Below are 16,756 nucleotides of genomic sequence, written 5' to 3' on the forward strand. Positions count from 1 at the left end.
ATACTGAAAGACCAGTAAATAACCCCGGGGGTAAATATGAAACTTACATGCTTACAGGAAAATCTGAACAAGGGTCTAAACATTGTGGGCAAAGCGGCTGCCGGCCGGACTACCCTGCCCATTACCAACAATGTCCTTATCTCAACTGATGACGGCCGTTTAAAACTAGCTGCCACCAACCTTGAAATGGCTATCAGCTGCTGGATAGGAGCCAAGATAGAGGAAGAAGGGAGCACTACCGTACCTGCCAAACTCCTGACCGAATTTGTCAGCTCTCTGCCCAATGATAAAATAGAATTAAACCTTAATGCCAAGTCAAAGGCACTCAATATTAAATGCGCCCGCTTTGAGGCACGCATAACAGGCGTTGACGCAAAAGACTTCCCGCCTGTACCCAAAGTGGAAAACGGAATTTCTACCAAGATTAACGTTGAGGCCTTCCGACAGGCCGTAAGCGAAGTGGTATTTGCTTCGGCAACTGACGAATCCCGCCCGGTGCTCACCGGTGTCAACGCCGAATTTGAAGGCAGCACCCTGACTCTGGCTGCAGCTGATGGTTTCCGTTTGGCTGTTTATAAACTGCCTCTGCTGGAAGCGGTAAAAACTGCTACTAAAGTAATCATTCCAGCCCGTACACTGGGTGAGCTTTCCCGCCTGGCCAGTATGGACGAGGAAGAAGCCCTGATGATAAATGTAGATACTGCCAAGAGCCAGATACTTTTCAGGCTTAAAAATATTGAGCTGGTATCTCAGCTGGTACAGGGGAATTTCCCCCAGTACAACCAGATAATCCCCCAAAGCTTTACTACCAAAGTGGTAGTAGATGCCAACCAGTTCCTTATGGCCACCAAAACTGCTACAATCTTTGCCCGTGACGGCGGCGGCATAGTCCGGCTGATGATGAACCCCGGCGGCAATAATACCCCCGGTAAGCTCACTATCTCAGCCCGCTCTGAAGAAGTAGGTGACAATACCGGTGAACTTGACGCTGTTATCCAGGGTGAAGAAGCTAAAATAGCCTTCAACGGCAAGTATCTTCTGGATGTGCTGGGTGTGCTTAAAGCCCAGCAAGTAGCGCTGGAAGTGACCAGCCCGTCAAGCCCCGGTGTGATAAAACCGGTAGGTGCAGACAACTATATCCACGTTATCATGCCCATGTTCGTGCAGTGGTGAGTACGTTCAAATCAAGGTAACCTTTGATGCTTACACCTTCAGGAGTAGCTGAAACTTTCAAATCCAGATAGGTGTAAGCATCTTTCTTTTCAGCGTTTGAGCAATTATCTAAACAGGGCACGACTTTCGCACAAAGTTCTTTAATGCTCTCCTGCATCTCTAAAGCCTTTGCCAGGTTTTCTTTAGCCTGGATAAGACCATTCAGGCGCACCTGATCTGCTTCCCGTTCTTTTTTCATAAGGTTCATTTCATCCAGAATAATATCCGGCGTTGCCAAATCCATACGCAGTACATTCATAAGACGCCGTTCTTGCCCATCATATCCTTTAAGACGGCGGCTTAATTCTTTAATCTCCTTGTCCATTGTACCTGTGGAATAGTGAGCCTTTTCATTTTCTACCTGTTTGCCCACTTCAGCTAACAGAAGTTCAGGCTGGCTAAGAACGCTTTTCACTTTATCCCAAACCACTTCTTCAAGCCAATCAGCTCTAATATAATGGGCATCACATATCTTTGCCCTTGATGCCGTGAGATACGTTCCACGACAATGGTAATAACGATAATTCCCTCGCAAACAACTACCGATCAGTGAACTACCGCACTTCTCACAAACGACAAATCCAGTTAATGGATATTCATGTTTAGCTTTTCCGGAGTGGAGTCCTCTCAGTTTCGCAAGGGCAGATTGTGCTTGTTCAAATAATTCCTGGCTAATAATAGCAGGCGTAACATCTGTAAGAACGTGCCAAGTATCTTCGTTTGTTTTCTTATGATCTTTGCCAGTAGTACGACCAAAATAAGTTATCCCTGTGTAAGCTTTATTATGAAGTACCCGATTAACAGTCCGTGCTTCCCATTTTTTACCCGTTATATATGGAAATAAAAAGAATTTAAGTGCGGTAGAACCTGTATATGACGACACCGGGACATTAAAAAGCTTCCTAGCATCCAGCTAGGCATACTTTCTGTTTACTAGTCATCCACATAGGCATCAGTTAATCAGCCTCGTGACAACCGGTTTTAATACCGCCATTCTAGTCAAATTCACATAAACAGCGAATATCCGTTTGGTTATGAGGCACTTTGAGGTAGAAATACTTTAAATTCGGAGCCTTTACCCTGTTCGCTAATAACCTCAACCCGCCCTTTATACAGTTCCGAAGTGCCCTTCACTATAGACAAGCCTAGTCCTGTACCTTCTATATCCCAGTCACCCCTATAAAACCTGTCAAAAATATGGGGCAGGTGTTCCTTGCTTATGCCGATTCCGCTGTCTTGTACAGATACTACAATAAACCCGTCCTCTTCCTTCAGGGAAATGCCCACTTCACCCCCTGACGGGGTGTATTTCACAGCATTGGATAAAAGATTATCAAACAGGCGGTTAAACTGCTCAGCTTCGCCATATATGCTTAACCCATGTTGAATCTGGCGAACAGATTTTATTTTTTTTATTTGCATAGCGGTCTGCCATTTATCAGCACTACTTTCCAAGGCAGCACCCAAATCTATTTTTGAGCTGTGTGACAGACGCGGGCCGGCATCAAGGCTGGCAAGTGTCATCAAATCATCTATAATAAGGGTCATCCTCTCTACCTGTTTGACGATATTTTTAAAAGCCTGACGATACTCTTCGGAATTCCGTTCTTTCCTCAGGGCCAGCTCGGACTCTGCCCGTATCACGGTAAGGGGGGCTTTAAGGTCATGAGAAGCATCTGAAGTAAAACGGTGCTGACTCTGAATAAAACCATATACACGGTCAAATAGTGAATTGAGAGTTGAGGAAAGCTGTCCCAGTTCATCATTTTGCTTTACCGGAATACGATCCTTCAGATTAGCCGGATTGATACTATCGGTAGTTTGGGCAATCACCTTAACCTGTCTGAAAGATCTATGAGCCACAAAATACCCGAACACCGCAGCGATAATAAGGGCGAATGGAATAGTCATATAAAGTACGTGTTTATATTCATCCAGGGTACGGTAGATATAACTGGCATCACCTACATATACAAGCAGCAGATTAGCTTCAGAAACATGCTCATACCGGGTCACATATAAACGTATTTCAGGATCAGATGTTTCCAGCAGCATGCAGGGTATATCTCCGCTGGTAGCGCAGATATCTGAAACAGACGCTAAAACTATAGATTCATACACCTCACTACCAAACACAGTTCCGGTTTCTATATCATAAACATACACTAAATCAGCGGATACACTTCCCGTATAATACAAATTGTTATCACTGCCTTGGATTATCAATCCCTTGGCTTTTTCGGCTTCGCCAGCCAGAGAACTATCCAGATTGCTGAACAAATCATATGATAATAAAAAATACGATGTAAAACCAAAAAACCCAAGAACAATCAGCAATACCAGTGAATATATGACAGTAAGCTTAGCCTTAACACTCATCTGTCTAGCCTGTATCCCGCCCCGCGCAAGGTTTTGATAGGACCAGTCCGCGCATCCCAGCCAAGCTTTTGGCGTAACTTTTTTATAAGCGAATCAATTGAGTTTGAAGCAGAGGTACTTTCCGCTCCCCAAAGATGTTCTTCCATCATTGACCTGGTAATAAGCACGTTTGGCATAGTGATGAAGTATTCCAGCATTTGAAATTCCGCCGCAGTCAGTTTAATCTCGTTGTTACCATTTTTGACTTCATGGGACAAATTATTAAAAAATATGCCGCCTATCTCTACAACAGGCGACATAACCCTTGATGCCCTGCGTTGCAATGCCCGGATACGGGCAAACAATTCGCTGTAAGCAAATGGTTTACAAAGGTAGTCATCTGCCCCTGCATCCAAACTTTTTACCTTTGATTCAAGGGTATCTCTGGCTGTCAGCATAAGAATAGGTAAGGCGGCACCTTCAGCTCTAACCATACGGCAAACTTCAATGCCGTTTTTGTCAGACAGACCAATATCCAATATCATCAAATCAAATTCTCCATTCCGGGCAAAGTACTCACCCGAAATGCCGTCACAGGCATATTCAACTACATGCCCAAACTCACCAAGCGCCCGTCTCAGCGTTTGACACAGAGCTTTATCATCATCAACCAACAAAATCCGCAATTAACAAAACCCTTTATCTATTCTCTATCCATAATCCCTAATAATAGCACTATTTTACCCTCAATGGTCATCTGATAATCATCTGTTGTTCATCTGGTGTTCATTTTCATATGCTAGGCTGTATTCAAAAGCTCTGAGGAGTGATTATGACTAAAGTAGTGTTTTCGATATTACTTGCAATCGTTATATCTATTCTGCCGGAAATGACCACAGTTTCTGCAATAGAACCCGTAAACAAATATTTCCCAAATCAGGGTACTCTTGATAGCACCTTTAAAACCCCACTTAGTCCCTCGGAAATAGTAGCCATGTACCCGATGTCCGCAGAAGAAGAAGCCAAAATTATCCAAGTTATACCCCAATGCCCTGTGAATGTAGATGGCACATGGTACAGAGCGGAAGAAATCACCCTTTTTAATGGGCAGCAACTCCATTTTACCACTGATAAAACAGGAGCACTGTACGCTTTTACCGATGCCAAAGCCATGGAAACATTTCTTGAAGCGGAATACGGGAAAATATATGACCTGCCATTTAATGGCAGTATACAAAACCTGAGGTTTGATCAAAGCGAACTTTTTAAAGACTGGATGTACTCAGGCGAACTTATGCAGCTTGCCCCGTTTATACAGTTATCCAATCTGGCATCACTGGGGTGGGATGATTACATATCTTCCGCCAAAATTTGCAGCACGGCACCGGTTACACTCTGGGAATATTCCGGTTTTCAGGGCAACAGCTTTACCATGCCCGCAGATTCCAATCATGCAGCGTTAACATTTGAAGGGTGGAATGACAGGGCATCGTCTATATCTTAACGACATTTATATTTTTACCCCAGCCTTTTCCTCTGAAACGCAGAGAAAAATTAATATATAGGTTTGGAATGCTTAAATTTTGTGTTTAACAAGCCGTAAAATACCTGGAAAGAGTAGCTTATGCCGAAGCTTATAATACTTAGTCCCGCATTTATCTTATGGCTTATCTTTTGCAGTACCTTAACTGTATTTGTTGTGAAGGATGCAATAAAACGCAGCTACAGAAAAACATATATATTCTTTTGGGGAGTCTTCACGTTCTTCTTCCCCATGCTGGGGCCGACAATTTACCTTATAGTGAGAAAGTGAGTTTTATATCTACCCTTAAAATTCACTTTCGCTCACCGGGTGGCGAGACAAAGTAAAATCCGGAGTAACTATATAAAACATAGGCAGACGGGATTAAAAACTATAAAATGTCCAGAATAAAAAATAGAGCGGTTCTTGTAGTATTATGTGGCGTACTGGCATTCCCCATGATAAGTTTTGCCGGGTGTGATAGTGACGAAGCATTATGGGGAGCAGCTCCGGTTTTTTCAGAAATTACTTATTGCGGGCATTTATACCGTAAATCAGGTGAAATAATAGCCAAACAGCAAACACCTGCTGATTTGCACCCCATAGGGATTTATGACACGGCAACAAATACAGCTACTGATTATACAGCTAGCAACTTTTCGTCTCCGGATACCAATGGCAGTGCCAATCCTGTTATTTATGCAATAGATGGGGTAGAACCGGAAGAGGCAATCGCACTAAAAGTCCTGCTCATTTCCCATAAGGGAACAGTGTGGTATTACTATTTCAGATATGACAGAGTATTATAAAATCAATATGTCAAAAAGGTGCATCTCATGAATGCAAAATTTCTGGCGCTATTTATCACTATCTGCCTGCTGGTGCAGCCGCTAACCGGTTGTTTGTCAACCGGACAATGCGGTTTCAGGCTTGTCCTGATGGACAGCGCCAAAGTATTGCTTACTGACCAGGATATTTCAGGTTTCAACTGCACCGAATGCGCCCTGATACTTAGTAAATCGGGAATTGAAAAGTGGAATGCATATTTGGGTTACAGTGATATACCCAAGCTTTCAAACGGGCTTTATTCCAAAGATTTTATTATCAGGATTGACGATGAAGAGATATGCCGGGGCAAATTCTGGTCGTCTGTTTCTTCAACCAGCACCGAAGGGGTAATCATAACCGATTGCGTAATGGAACTAACCAGCAGTTTTAACTGCATTTATTTACAAATCAACTATCCCGCCTGCCAGCCGCTCGAAGAGGCTATTACCGCTAAAATAAGAGGGTATTTTGAAAATCGCAATATTTCCAGTTAATATTCTAAGATACACCGCAGGGGAATACATCGGTAAGCTCAAGCACAAATAAATGGCTCGGGTTTTCTCCGAATATATTGCAACCAGTTTTAGAAGTGTTTATTATTACACTACCTTTGGCATCTGTAGCCAATGCGAACGGAAGGACTAAAACATGCGAAAAGACCGGATGATCGTCGGATTGCTTTGCATAGCATTTGCCGTATGGACATTCCTTTCAGACAACACAACCGGCCCTGCCATAGGCATAGGTATTTTAGGTATTATTACTTTGGCAATTGCCAGAAAAAAGTAAAGCAAAACAACCAAATATGGATTGCCGCCAAGTGCTTATCACAAGCTATTTTACAGTTAAATTGTAATATCTTACCCTTGATAAATAGTCAGTATTTCCGCAGGTGAAAGAGCACGGTTATAAATAGCTATTTCATCAATCAAACCTTTGTACAAAGTTTCGGTAAAATTCCTTCGTCCTATAAACCAGCTGCCTTCATAGGTGGGCAGAGCAGGAGAAGTATCTGTTACCTGACTTACTAACTGGCCGTTACGGTAAATACTGTAATCATTGCCGGAACGGATAATTGCAATATGAGTCCACTGGTTTAAAGGAACATCAATTTCTCCAAATTCGTGCAACTCACTGTCCGCAGAGCGGTAGTCAAAACCAAAAAGGGCTTGATTATCCCAGCCGGAAAAGACATGAAACCTGTTTGAGTCTTCATTGTCACTTCGCGTCCAGAAAACAGGCCGGTGAGTGGTATCTGACGGGTTAATCCAGAATGAGATAGTAGCCTCGGCGGATTGGTGAAATATAAACGTCTGAGCCACCGTCACCCAGTTGTCCACTCCATTAAAACTTAAGGCATAACCTTTTTTGCCTGTAACCCAGCTAGCACCGCTTATTACGCCGTCATTATGACTGGAGGCAGAATCATAAATGGTATTTCCCGTACCCTCGTCCATATGCCACATGGTTACCAGCCCTTCCAGAACTTCTGTATTTTGGCTGGAGGGAGAGTTAACCGGTATGTTATCTCCGGCAGCCGGTGCAGTATTGCACCCGCCCAGCATTACTGCCGCCATGACAAAAGAAACCAGGGAAAGTGCCTTACGGCTTCGAAACATGGCAAACCTCCTAATGCAATTACGAAGATACCTGCTCAATTGATAAGATTTTAACCCCGCAGATTGGTAAATACAATCCCCGTATTTTTATCCGCAAAGATATACTATGCAGGTAACGGAAAGCTTGTTGCTCCCGCTTTGTCGTTACATTATTCAATCCTGCCGATTTCTTGGTAAGGCTGATACCCGCCAAATGGTACAGCGGAATATGCCTGAGTTAGATCCGGCCGCACCCGTTAATTTAAATAATATGCCCGCTCCCGCACATCTGTTTACACCGGAACCATAGAATTCGAGATGCGTAAAAGTTTTAAACGCGGCTGACCTTTTAGATACCCTGCCTTAAAGCGGCAAACTTAGCATTACCGGCATAGGCAAAAAAGCATACCCCTGCCAAGTCTAGAACAAATTTCGGATATTTTTGAAGCAAACGAATGACTGTTATTCGAAAAAATCCCACAGGGTTTTGGCAGGCCGTTACTCACGCCTATCTCTTTGCCAATGCCCATTTCAATAAAACATCTAAAAGCATCTATTATCAATCATGCCGCTAAAGGGCAAATCTATCAAACTAGACTGTCTGGTTTCACCTCTTCATACCTGTGCGGATTAACAATCAAAAACAGGGCTGGTATGGAAAACATTAATCAAGCACCGGATACCCATGGACTGGCAATAAAATTTGAGCATAGAACTGCGGGGGTCTTCGATAGTCAGGTTAAGCCCTATCTAAATGCATATCCAAAATACTATATTGAAGCTGATTTGTTTTAGCCTTACAATAAGTTGTAATTATGCTACTGGAATCCGATAAAACAGGATTAATAAATGCGAAATACACCAGCTAAAAGCATAGATAACTATATTCAGGGGTTTCCGGAAAATGTACAGGCTATTCTTAAGGAGTTAAGGCAAGTTATCCGCGAACAGGCCCCCCAAGCCACTGAAACTATCAGCTACGGCATACCCACTTTTAAACTAAATGGCAACCTGGTGCATTTCGGAGCTTTCAAAAACCATATCAGCTTTTTCCCTACTTCCTCAGGCATACAGGCTTTTGAAAAGGAACTGGCACCCTACGAAATATCTAAAGGCACTGTCAGATTCCCACTTAACGAGCCTATACCTTTTTCTCTGATAAAAAAGATAGTGACCTTCCGAGTAAACGAGGTGTCCGCAAAAAGAATTTAACCATGTTACTTCTAAATGCTTTGCCCCTGTCATATATAAACCCGAAGTACCCTCCATCCTCCATCTTTTGTGCGCCAAAACCCCTAGTATTTGGCAAATGGTGACATTTAGTTTATGATGCACATATCCGGCATACACTCTGCCCACCAAATATATGAACGGTAAGAAGAAATGGCCAAACTGGTTTTAGATTTGCATGATATATACAACAAAGGCGGCCAGATAGAAGCCGAACTGCACAGGGTAATGAACCAAGCGGTTGAAAAGAAAATCAGCCCGGTGGAAATTATTCCCGGCAAGGGTTCCGGCCAGCTTAAAAAGCACGTCCTCAGATTCTTAGCTCAGCCGGATATTAAAAAACTCTATCACAGGCTGGAAAAAGACGATAAAAATTTCGGGCGGGTCTTTGTCCACTTCAAGTTTTAGCTAAAAATAACGCTTATCTCTTTTCTCACATACCTATCCGAAAAGTTTTGTTATGGCAAGGAGGGCAAAAGCCCTCCTTTTGTATTTCATAATTTGAAAAACATACTTAAACCCTAAGCAAAGTTGAAAAATCCGTCAACCAACTTCTTAATCTCGTCATTTTTATTAAAAAAACGCTGGCTCAAGTCTTTGTTATTATACTTTTCCAGCATCTTGGTTATGCCAGCAATAACCCCTGCAGGGAAGACACCATTAGCCTCATAAACAGCCCTATCAGACTGAACAATAAAGTCCGAGGGCAAGACAGCTTTTAAATCTTGCATCGTTTTGTTCTTAATTCTCCCTATCCATTTAATTTTTAGTTCACTACATATAAAACTTATATCTCCAGCGTAGATGGCTTATCCGTATTTTCCCCAGTCAAGGCTAATATCAGATCAATCGGAAATTTAACAAAGCTAAACGGTATACAGCTACCGCAAGAAATGCCGCTTCCAATAATGGCAGATAAAAACCGGATAATTTTTCTGTTTTTTTACAACCCCGCGATGATTTTTATTACATACATTTTTCCAAAGAACTCAAACAATTATTTTTAAAGCGAATAATTTTTTATAAACGTTACAGAATTTGCCCCAAAAATCATAGCTAAACTGATTGTTTTGACACTAAATAACTGGTAGAGTATGTAATAACTTTTTAAAAAGAGAAATAATATGTCCAGCGCTATACTTAAAATTCACTGCACAGATAAAAAAGGCATCATTTCCAGCATTTCAAGCTTTATTTGCCGTAATAACGGCAATATCATCACTTTGGACGAGTTTGTAGACCACCCGTCAAACACCTTTTTTATGCGTTTGGAATGGGATATCTTTGCCTTTTCACTAAGCCGTGAACAGATGGAAGCCGAGATTGCGGCTATGGGACTGGAATACAATTATGCTGACAACTGGCAGATATTCTACTCCGACAGGAAGCCCCGCCTAGCTATATTCGTATCTAAATATGACCATTGTCTGTGGGATATAATGCTTAGATACAAAGCCGGGGAACTGAAGTGTGACATCCCTCTGATTATCAGTAACCATCCAGACTTAAAGCAAATAGCCGACTTATTCGGCATTGATTATAAAGTAGTAAAGGTTGCTCCCGATAATAAACTTGAGGCGGAAAATGAGCAGACACGGCTGATTTCCGAATACAATATAGATTTCATGATACTGGCCAGATATATGCAGGTACTTTCACCTGAATTTGTAGCCCGTTTTGAAAACAGGATAATAAATATTCACCACTCTTTTTTGCCGGCCTTTGAGGGGGCACGTCCTTACCATCAGGCTATCGAACGCGGAGTAAAGCTGGTGGGTGCTACCGCTCATTTTGTAAATAACAATCTGGACAAAGGCCCTATAATCTGCCAGTCCACCATGCCCATAAGCCATGAGGATAGCGTAGAAGACCTTATGGTAAAAGGCAGGGATATTGAAAAACTGGTGCTTTCACAGGCAATGAAGGTGTTTTTAGACCACCGTATCTTCGTACATAATAACCGTACTATCATTCTCTAGGGATTGCCAACCGGAGAAAATCTAAAACCGGCTTAAGACGTACCTCAAAATGCCGCCTGATGCTTTATATTTCTGGTAAGGTTTTGTTATACTTACTTAGGTTGGTTTGGCCAATTGATCCAAAGTGCCTTAAAGGTGCTCTCCCGCATACATTCCAAACTGCCAATATTTTTTAAGAGGGATAGTTTGTGAAAAAATGCCTCAGACGTATTGCCTTTATGAGCCTTGTTTCCCTGCTTTTGGTACTTTCCGCCTGTGGCGGAGGAAATGACCCTGACAGCAACCCATCTAATCCCCCCCCAGATGACAACTCCAATAATTCTTCCAATCCGCCGCCTGTATATGACCCCTATTCCCAGTATGAGGGGTACCTGCTGCAAGGATACCCTGAGCAGATGTGGCCGCTTTATGAGAGCAAGGCCATAAGCTCCTGCAATTTAGATGTGTTTTTCCCCGGCTTTAATATGAACCCGGGATATGTATGTACTTACAACGTTGTTTACTACAGCGAAAAACCCAAAGCTGAGATTGTAGCTTATTATGCCGGGCTTGCCGGAAGCCTGAACCCCTCCAGCTTTTATGACGTGGACACTGATATAAATGATTATCACTTTACCGCCAGAATTGTAGAAGAAGGCAGCCGTAATCTGATTTACCTGGCAGCTGATATGCCTGATAATTTTTATACCAAACATCCCCTTTGGGGGGATTTCCCGTCAGATGTATTCCCCGTTTTTAACCTTACCCAGCAGCGATACCATGACGTAGCCTGCCGGAGCAACGGAGACGGTGAACTTCAGTACACCAATCACTATAATTTCAGCGGCGGCAGACAAGCCGCAGTGGAATACTACCGCGCCCGGCTGCAGAATATGGCTGAATATGCTGAAACTATAAATTCGGATAGTACCTGCACCACTCTTTCTGGTGTAGTACGCGGCTTTGACTTTCAGGTATTGATTTACAATGACAACATTGCAATTTTCCTGGAAAAACCGTTTGACTAATACTCAAGCCTAAAACTAAAAGGGGCGGCTGTGATGCCGCCCTTTTCTATGCAGCCAACCTGTTTTCAAATATAAAATACAAAACAGCAGTTGGAAAAACACGGATTTTTCTGATACCATGGACAAGTACCATTTTTTTAAAACAGCCTGCACTATAATTCATATCAGAAAGGTAAACTAATGAAATCCACTAAAGCCCTTATTCTGGCTACACTGTTCCCCGTAACCCTGTTTGCCGGCAGTTGCAACGGCGGAGATGCCGTACCCGAAGTGACACCCATGTCATGGACTACCGCCCCCGCCATGCAAATAGACCCTGCCAAGCAGTATTATGCAACTGTTGAAACTACACTAGGGACTTTTAAAATTGAGCTATTTGCCTCTGAATCTCCCAAAACCGTAAATAATTTTGTATTTCTAGCCAAGGAAAACTACTACAACGGGGTAATTTTCCACCGCATAATAAAAGAATTTATGATTCAGACAGGTGACCAGACAGGTACCGGCAGAGGCGGTCCGGGTTACCGCTTTGCTGACGAACTGCCGGTGAAACACTCGTATGATCCCGGCATAGTTGCCATGGCAAACGCAGGCCCCAATACCAACGGCAGCCAGTTCTTTATTTGCACCGGCGCACAGGCAAAAAACCTGAACTACCAGCCCAACTACACCCAGTTTGGCAGGGTAATTGAAGGAATGGATGTGATTACCAAGCTGGCATCCGTGCCGGTGATAGGTAACAGCTATGGTGAGGTCAGCACTCCATCCAATCCCCCTAAAATTATAAAGATAACCATAACCGAAGGCTAAAACGGCCTTTACATAGGTAAAAATTAAAACCGAAGGGCGGCTTATAAAGAGCCGCCCTTTTTATGAGCAGAATTTTCTGCACCAAACACAACGCCTGATACAAACCGAAAAACACAATTAATATATCAGGTTTAATCCTGCAACAGGGAAGGCAGCTAGTCTTTTCCAAAGATAGTTGACTAATATCTAATTGTTCATTATATTTAAGCCAATATTCTAAACAAGGTGACAAACTTTTGCCATCAAGCGGAATAACAAATAAACTGCCCTTGATTGACCGGTTTTTGACACTCTGGATATTTCTGGCTATGCTTGCCGGCATCGGGCTGGGGTATTTTGCCCCACAGACTTCAGATATTATCACTTCCTTTCAAATAGGCACTACCTCCATACCTATTGCTATAGGCCTGATCCTTATGATGTACCCACCTCTGACCAGAGTCAGATATGAAAAAATCCCTCTGGTTTTCAAAGACTTGAAATTCCTCAGCTTTTCTTTGCTTTTAAACTGGGTAATCGGACCTTTGCTTATGTTCGGGCTGGCACTCCTATTTCTGCGTGATTATCCCGAATACATGATTGGCATTATTATGGTGGGTCTAGCCAGATGCATCGCCATGGTAATTGTCTGGAATGAGCTTGCAAAAGGTGACCGTGAGTATGCAGTGGGTCTGGTAGGGATAAATGCTGTTTTCCAGGTACTATTTTACTCGGTTTATATATATTTCTTTATTACCTTCCTGTTAGGTAAAATGGGGCTGGCAGACGGGCTGGATATTGAACTCTCTATAGCTCAGGCGGCTAAAACTGTTTTCATTTATCTGGGGATACCATTTTTGCTGGGAGTTATTACCCGTTACAGCCTGTTGGCACTTAAAGGTAAAGACTGGTTTGAAAATCGTTTCATCCCCAAATTCAGTCTGATTACTCCTGTTGCCCTCTTATTCACTATTGTAATCATGTTTTCTCTGAAGGGAGAATACATTGTTGAACTGCCTCTGCATGTACTCCGGATAGCTATCCCGCTGGTTTTATATTTCGGCATAATGTGGTTCGGGGCATTCTTTATCAGTAAAAAACTTAATGCCGGTTACCCTAAAACAGCCGCAGTAGCATTCACCGCCAGTTCCAATGATTTTGAACTGGCCATTGCAGTAGCTATTGCCTTGTTCGGTTTAAATTCCGGCGAAGCCTTTGCATCTGTTATCGGTCCGCTTATAGAGGTACCAGCCCTGATTTTACTCGTAAACGCTTCCTTGCGGCTGAAAAGGAAGTTCTTTCCCGAAGCACCTTCTGCCTGAAAAGTCCGGCTATTTTAAATTATGTTATCTTCCGCAGTTTAGGTAAATATTCTTTCAGCTTGGCAAGTTTCGGCTGGATAACAAAGCGGCAGTAAGGCTGGTTGGAATTTGAGGCGTAATAATTTCGGTGATAGTCTTCAGCCACATAAAAATTTGAGAGGGGCAATACCTCGGTCACTATCCGCTTGGGAAAGACGGCACTTTCATCAAGAGTTGCTATTGCTGCTTCCGCCTGTGTCTTCTGGGCAGGCGTAGTATAAAAAATAACAGAACGGTACTGTGTACCTATATCGTCACCCTGCCTGTTTGGGGTTGTAGGGTCATGCATTTGGAAAAAGATATCCAGCAAAGCCGCATATGATACCACGGCGGAGTTAAATTTTAATCGGATAACCTCGGCATGTCCGGTGTCTCCGCTGCAGACCTGACGGTAAGTAGGATTCGGCAAATAGCCGCCTGCATAGCCGGGCTCAACCTTCGTCACACCCGGAAGGCTGCTAAATACCGCCTCCATGCACCAGAAGCACCCCCCACCGAATATGGCTGTTTCAGTCACTTGCCGCCGCCGGTCTCGGGCACAAACTTGATTGAAAGCGAATTTACACAATGACGGGTATTTTTGGGGGTAAAACTCTCCCCTTTAAATACATGCCCCAAATGCCCGCCGCAGGCAGCACACAGTATTTCAGTACGCCGCCCGTCAGGGTCTGGCTGGCGCTTAACCGCACCCGGCAATTCATCATCAAAGCTGGGCCAACCGCAACCTGAATGAAACTTATCCTTGGAGGAATAAAGAGGCGCGTTACACCGCCGGCAGACGTATTTACCATCTTTAAACAGATTTTCATACTCACCGCTAAAGGCTGGTTCGGTTCCCTTACGGACTATAACTGCTTCTTCTTCGGGACTCAGTTTATTATATTCCATATGTTTTATTCCTTTTATGCCTTTATACTTTTAGCATAATAAGCAAAAGGGCAAAACACAATACATTTTTTGAAAAACAACAGGGCTGTCCTTTAAAGAACAGCCCCATCAGAAGATAGTGTTTATAAACCTTAATTCAGTTTTTTCAGTAACCCAGCCATATTTTTACCCAGCAAGATAAAGGTGTTTTTACCTTCTTCATCTTTTTCAATATCACCCGGCGCCCCACCAAGGGTCAGATTCCAATAGCTGGAACCCGGGATTACCATCTGGTTGATACCAAAAAAGAAATTAATAGCCGAATAAACAAAGGTAGCGCCCGCCCGTCTGGCAGCAACCAGCGGCACACCTACTTTCCCCTTCAGCACATGGTTATTGGCTCTGGCTACCACCCCTGCCCGGTCAATAAGGGCCTTAACCTCCGTGCTAACATTGCTGAAATATGTAGGTGAACCTATTATAATGCCGTCTGCCTCAAACATTTTAGCGATAAAAGTATTCATTTCATCATCACTGCGGGCACAACGCAGATTTTTGTTTACTTTGCACTGGTTGCATGCCAGACAGCCGAATACTCTCTTGCCGCCCAGCTGGATAAGTTCAGTCTGGATACCCTCTTTCTCCAGTTCCGCCAGCACTATTTCCAAACCACGTCGGGTATTGCCCTGCTCACGCGGACTGCCATTAAAGGCCACTACTTTCATGCTATAAATCTCCCTAATTACTGGTTATTTTTCAACGCATATATATAAGAAACAGCCTGTAATTCTGCCGTTTGATACCCGTTTCTCTAATATACCATTTGAATTGAGATAGTTGTCAAAACCTGTAAAGCTCACTTTATCTGTATCCCCAAGATATTTTCAGCCAATAACTTACACTTTTCTTATAAAGGGGAAGGCCAATTCCAGATATACTATGTACCAAAATCTTAAGGGGGTTGAATTTACTCAACCCCTTTTATTATCCGTTTTTCCGCACTATAAAGGATATTACTTTTTGGAAGCCTTTTTGGAAGCCATCAGCCTGGCTTGTGTAACCGAACGCTCCGCCCATTTTAAAAACAAAGCATCATCTTCAAATACATCTGCAGGTACCTCCCAATACGGCATAGGCTTAAACTGGTGACTAGCATATAACTGGTAATCAGCCAGATTGGTCTCACCGGCCTTGAAATATAAACTGTTTTCATCTGCCAGCAGTCCGAACATAAACCCTCCGGAATATATGCCGTAACCGCCGAACATGGCCCGGCTGTCAAGTGCGGGTAAGGAGGAAAGTTTATCCATAACTGACTGCAAAAATTCCTTTGTGGCTCTCATCATCTTGTCCTTTCCTGACAATCAGACTTTTTCATACAGGCCGCGAGCCTTGTTCTGCTGGACAATATTGTAGTATTCCTGATCTACACTGACCCCTTTTTCCCGCAGAACCCGCTCAGTCATTTCAACAGCATGATTCAAATCTAAAAACTGGTGCAGCCATTTTTGATGGTCTTCGGGATTTTGGGAATATGCCTGTGCAAATTCGGTATATTCTTCAGATATCTTTTTATACTGGTGGTCAAGAGTAAAATTACCCTTAACCCGGGGAAACTTAAAAACCTCTTTAACCCTGTTAAAATGCCTCTGGAATATATACTTGTCCACGTACCAGAAAACGCAGGCCAATACAAACTGGTTTAAAAGGAAGGCGGGAATAGTGGCTATGCCCAATTTATCCGCAAAAACAAACTGGATAAGGGCACCGGCAATACCGGAAAGCAGCAACCAGCGGCCGATTACGTAAATAAACCACTCTTTGGAAAACATATAAACTCCCCTCCTTGAACACCCTTTTTAAGCCTTTGCCAAGTGATTAATTATAGCTCTAATTTAAAAAACTTACACTTACTGAACCCCTTTTACCAATAGGTTTAGAACCACTTGCAACCCTCATTTTACCCTCCCGCTCAGGTTACATTTTTTGTAATTGGAAACAGAAC

22 protein-coding genes are annotated in these 16,756 nt (G+C 43.0%); 12 read left to right on the forward strand and 10 right to left on the reverse strand.

Translation table 11 applies throughout. The features are described 5' to 3' along the window. Positions 1-36 precede the first annotated feature (36 nt). A complete protein-coding gene (dnaN, locus tag ASJ33_RS06285) occupies positions 37-1,173 on the forward strand; it encodes a DNA polymerase III subunit beta (RefSeq protein ID WP_041331170.1) in 1,137 nt (378 codons plus the stop codon). Here dnaN and ASJ33_RS08370 read toward each other — a convergent pair. The 3 genes from ASJ33_RS08370 to ASJ33_RS06310 form a co-directional block, all read right to left on the reverse strand. Beyond that, positions 1,148-2,095, reverse strand: coding sequence for a recombinase family protein (locus tag ASJ33_RS08370; protein ID WP_081372241.1), 948 nt, complete (start codon positions 2,093-2,095; stop codon positions 1,148-1,150). The two genes, dnaN and ASJ33_RS08370, sit on opposite strands and share 26 nt — an antisense overlap. 149 nt (positions 2,096-2,244) lie before the next feature. Next, a complete protein-coding gene (locus ASJ33_RS06305; RefSeq protein WP_041331174.1) occupies positions 2,245-3,591 on the reverse strand; it encodes a sensor histidine kinase in 1,347 nt (448 codons plus the stop codon). Beyond that, a complete protein-coding gene (locus ASJ33_RS06310; RefSeq protein ID WP_236886587.1) occupies positions 3,588-4,244 on the reverse strand; it encodes a response regulator transcription factor in 657 nt (218 codons plus the stop codon). The genes ASJ33_RS06305 and ASJ33_RS06310 overlap by 4 nt, the downstream gene beginning before the upstream one ends. Before the next feature lie 158 nt (positions 4,245-4,402). Here ASJ33_RS06310 and ASJ33_RS06315 point away from each other — a divergent pair, with 158 nt between their 5' ends. The 5 genes from ASJ33_RS06315 to ASJ33_RS08440 all read left to right on the forward strand — a co-directional run bounded on the left by ASJ33_RS06315 (position 4,403) and on the right by ASJ33_RS08440 (position 6,709). Next, complete coding sequence (locus ASJ33_RS06315) at positions 4,403-5,074, forward strand: hypothetical protein (protein WP_041331178.1); 672 nt, start codon at positions 4,403-4,405, stop codon at positions 5,072-5,074. 120 nt (positions 5,075-5,194) lie between these two features. Continuing rightward, positions 5,195-5,383, forward strand: a complete 189-nt coding sequence (locus ASJ33_RS06320) for a PLDc N-terminal domain-containing protein (protein ID WP_012882280.1) — start codon at positions 5,195-5,197, stop codon at positions 5,381-5,383. 107 nt (positions 5,384-5,490) lie between these two features. Then, positions 5,491-5,901 (forward strand): hypothetical protein, encoded by a 411-nt coding sequence (locus tag ASJ33_RS06325; protein WP_172644174.1) that lies wholly within the window; start codon positions 5,491-5,493, stop codon positions 5,899-5,901. 27 nt (positions 5,902-5,928) lie between these two features. Beyond that, positions 5,929-6,414 (forward strand): hypothetical protein, encoded by a 486-nt coding sequence (locus ASJ33_RS06330; RefSeq protein WP_023652555.1) that lies wholly within the window; start codon positions 5,929-5,931, stop codon positions 6,412-6,414. Between the two features lie 154 nt (positions 6,415-6,568). Continuing rightward, positions 6,569-6,709 (forward strand): hypothetical protein, encoded by a 141-nt coding sequence (locus tag ASJ33_RS08440; protein ID WP_023652557.1) that lies wholly within the window; start codon positions 6,569-6,571, stop codon positions 6,707-6,709. Positions 6,710-6,780: 71 nt separating this feature from the next. Here the strand turns inward: ASJ33_RS08440 and ASJ33_RS06335 are convergent, their stop codons facing one another. Next, positions 6,781-7,539: a LamG domain-containing protein gene (locus ASJ33_RS06335; RefSeq protein WP_041331179.1), complete on the reverse strand. Its 759-nt coding sequence runs from the start codon at positions 7,537-7,539 to the stop codon at positions 6,781-6,783. A gap of 828 nt (positions 7,540-8,367) precedes the next feature. Here ASJ33_RS06335 and ASJ33_RS06340 point away from each other — a divergent pair. After that, positions 8,368-8,730, forward strand: a complete 363-nt coding sequence (locus ASJ33_RS06340) for an iron chaperone (RefSeq protein ID WP_023652562.1) — start codon at positions 8,368-8,370, stop codon at positions 8,728-8,730. A 171-nt stretch (positions 8,731-8,901) separates the two neighbouring features. After that, entirely contained in the window at positions 8,902-9,156 is a 255-nt protein-coding gene (locus tag ASJ33_RS06345; RefSeq protein WP_012882287.1) for a Smr/MutS family protein, read from the forward strand. A gap of 113 nt (positions 9,157-9,269) precedes the next feature. Here the strand turns inward: ASJ33_RS06345 and ASJ33_RS06350 are convergent, their stop codons facing one another. Beyond that, on the reverse strand, positions 9,270-9,479 hold the full coding sequence (locus tag ASJ33_RS06350) for a hypothetical protein (protein ID WP_041331185.1): 210 nt from the start codon (positions 9,477-9,479) through the stop codon (positions 9,270-9,272). A 393-nt stretch (positions 9,480-9,872) separates the two neighbouring features. On the opposite strand from ASJ33_RS06350, the gene purU reads away from it, so the two are divergent. From purU to arsB, 4 genes are all read left to right on the forward strand, one after another. After that, positions 9,873-10,727: a formyltetrahydrofolate deformylase gene (gene purU, locus ASJ33_RS06355; RefSeq protein ID WP_023652563.1), complete on the forward strand. Its 855-nt coding sequence runs from the start codon at positions 9,873-9,875 to the stop codon at positions 10,725-10,727. A 188-nt stretch (positions 10,728-10,915) separates the two neighbouring features. Next, positions 10,916-11,734, forward strand: coding sequence for a hypothetical protein (locus tag ASJ33_RS06360; RefSeq protein ID WP_041331186.1), 819 nt, complete (start codon positions 10,916-10,918; stop codon positions 11,732-11,734). Between the two features lie 180 nt (positions 11,735-11,914). Next, positions 11,915-12,544 (forward strand): peptidylprolyl isomerase, encoded by a 630-nt coding sequence (locus ASJ33_RS06365; protein ID WP_041331188.1) that lies wholly within the window; start codon positions 11,915-11,917, stop codon positions 12,542-12,544. A gap of 236 nt (positions 12,545-12,780) precedes the next feature. Continuing rightward, positions 12,781-13,845: an ACR3 family arsenite efflux transporter gene (arsB, locus tag ASJ33_RS06370; RefSeq protein ID WP_041331190.1), complete on the forward strand. Its 1,065-nt coding sequence runs from the start codon at positions 12,781-12,783 to the stop codon at positions 13,843-13,845. A gap of 19 nt (positions 13,846-13,864) precedes the next feature. On the opposite strand, the gene msrA is transcribed toward arsB, so the two are convergent. The 5 genes from msrA to ASJ33_RS06395 all read right to left on the reverse strand — a co-directional run bounded on the left by msrA (position 13,865) and on the right by ASJ33_RS06395 (position 16,583). Then, on the reverse strand, positions 13,865-14,401 hold the full coding sequence (gene msrA, locus ASJ33_RS06375) for a peptide-methionine (S)-S-oxide reductase MsrA (protein WP_041331192.1): 537 nt from the start codon (positions 14,399-14,401) through the stop codon (positions 13,865-13,867). After that, complete coding sequence (locus ASJ33_RS06380; RefSeq protein WP_041331193.1) at positions 14,398-14,772, reverse strand: methionine-R-sulfoxide reductase; 375 nt, start codon at positions 14,770-14,772, stop codon at positions 14,398-14,400. Before ASJ33_RS06380 ends, msrA begins: the two co-directional genes overlap by 4 nt. Positions 14,773-14,903: 131 nt before the next feature. Further along, positions 14,904-15,476, reverse strand: a complete 573-nt coding sequence (locus ASJ33_RS06385) for a flavodoxin family protein (RefSeq protein ID WP_023652569.1) — start codon at positions 15,474-15,476, stop codon at positions 14,904-14,906. Between the two features lie 288 nt (positions 15,477-15,764). Then, a complete protein-coding gene (locus ASJ33_RS06390; RefSeq protein ID WP_023652570.1) occupies positions 15,765-16,097 on the reverse strand; it encodes a TfoX/Sxy family protein in 333 nt (110 codons plus the stop codon). An 18-nt stretch (positions 16,098-16,115) separates the two neighbouring features. Continuing rightward, positions 16,116-16,583 (reverse strand): hypothetical protein, encoded by a 468-nt coding sequence (locus ASJ33_RS06395; protein ID WP_023652571.1) that lies wholly within the window; start codon positions 16,581-16,583, stop codon positions 16,116-16,118. Between the last annotated feature and the right edge of the window lie 173 nt (positions 16,584-16,756).

Origin of the sequence: Dehalococcoides mccartyi (genome assembly GCF_001889305.1) — a bacterium.
Classification (GTDB): domain Bacteria; phylum Chloroflexota; class Dehalococcoidia; order Dehalococcoidales; family Dehalococcoidaceae; genus Dehalococcoides; species Dehalococcoides mccartyi_A.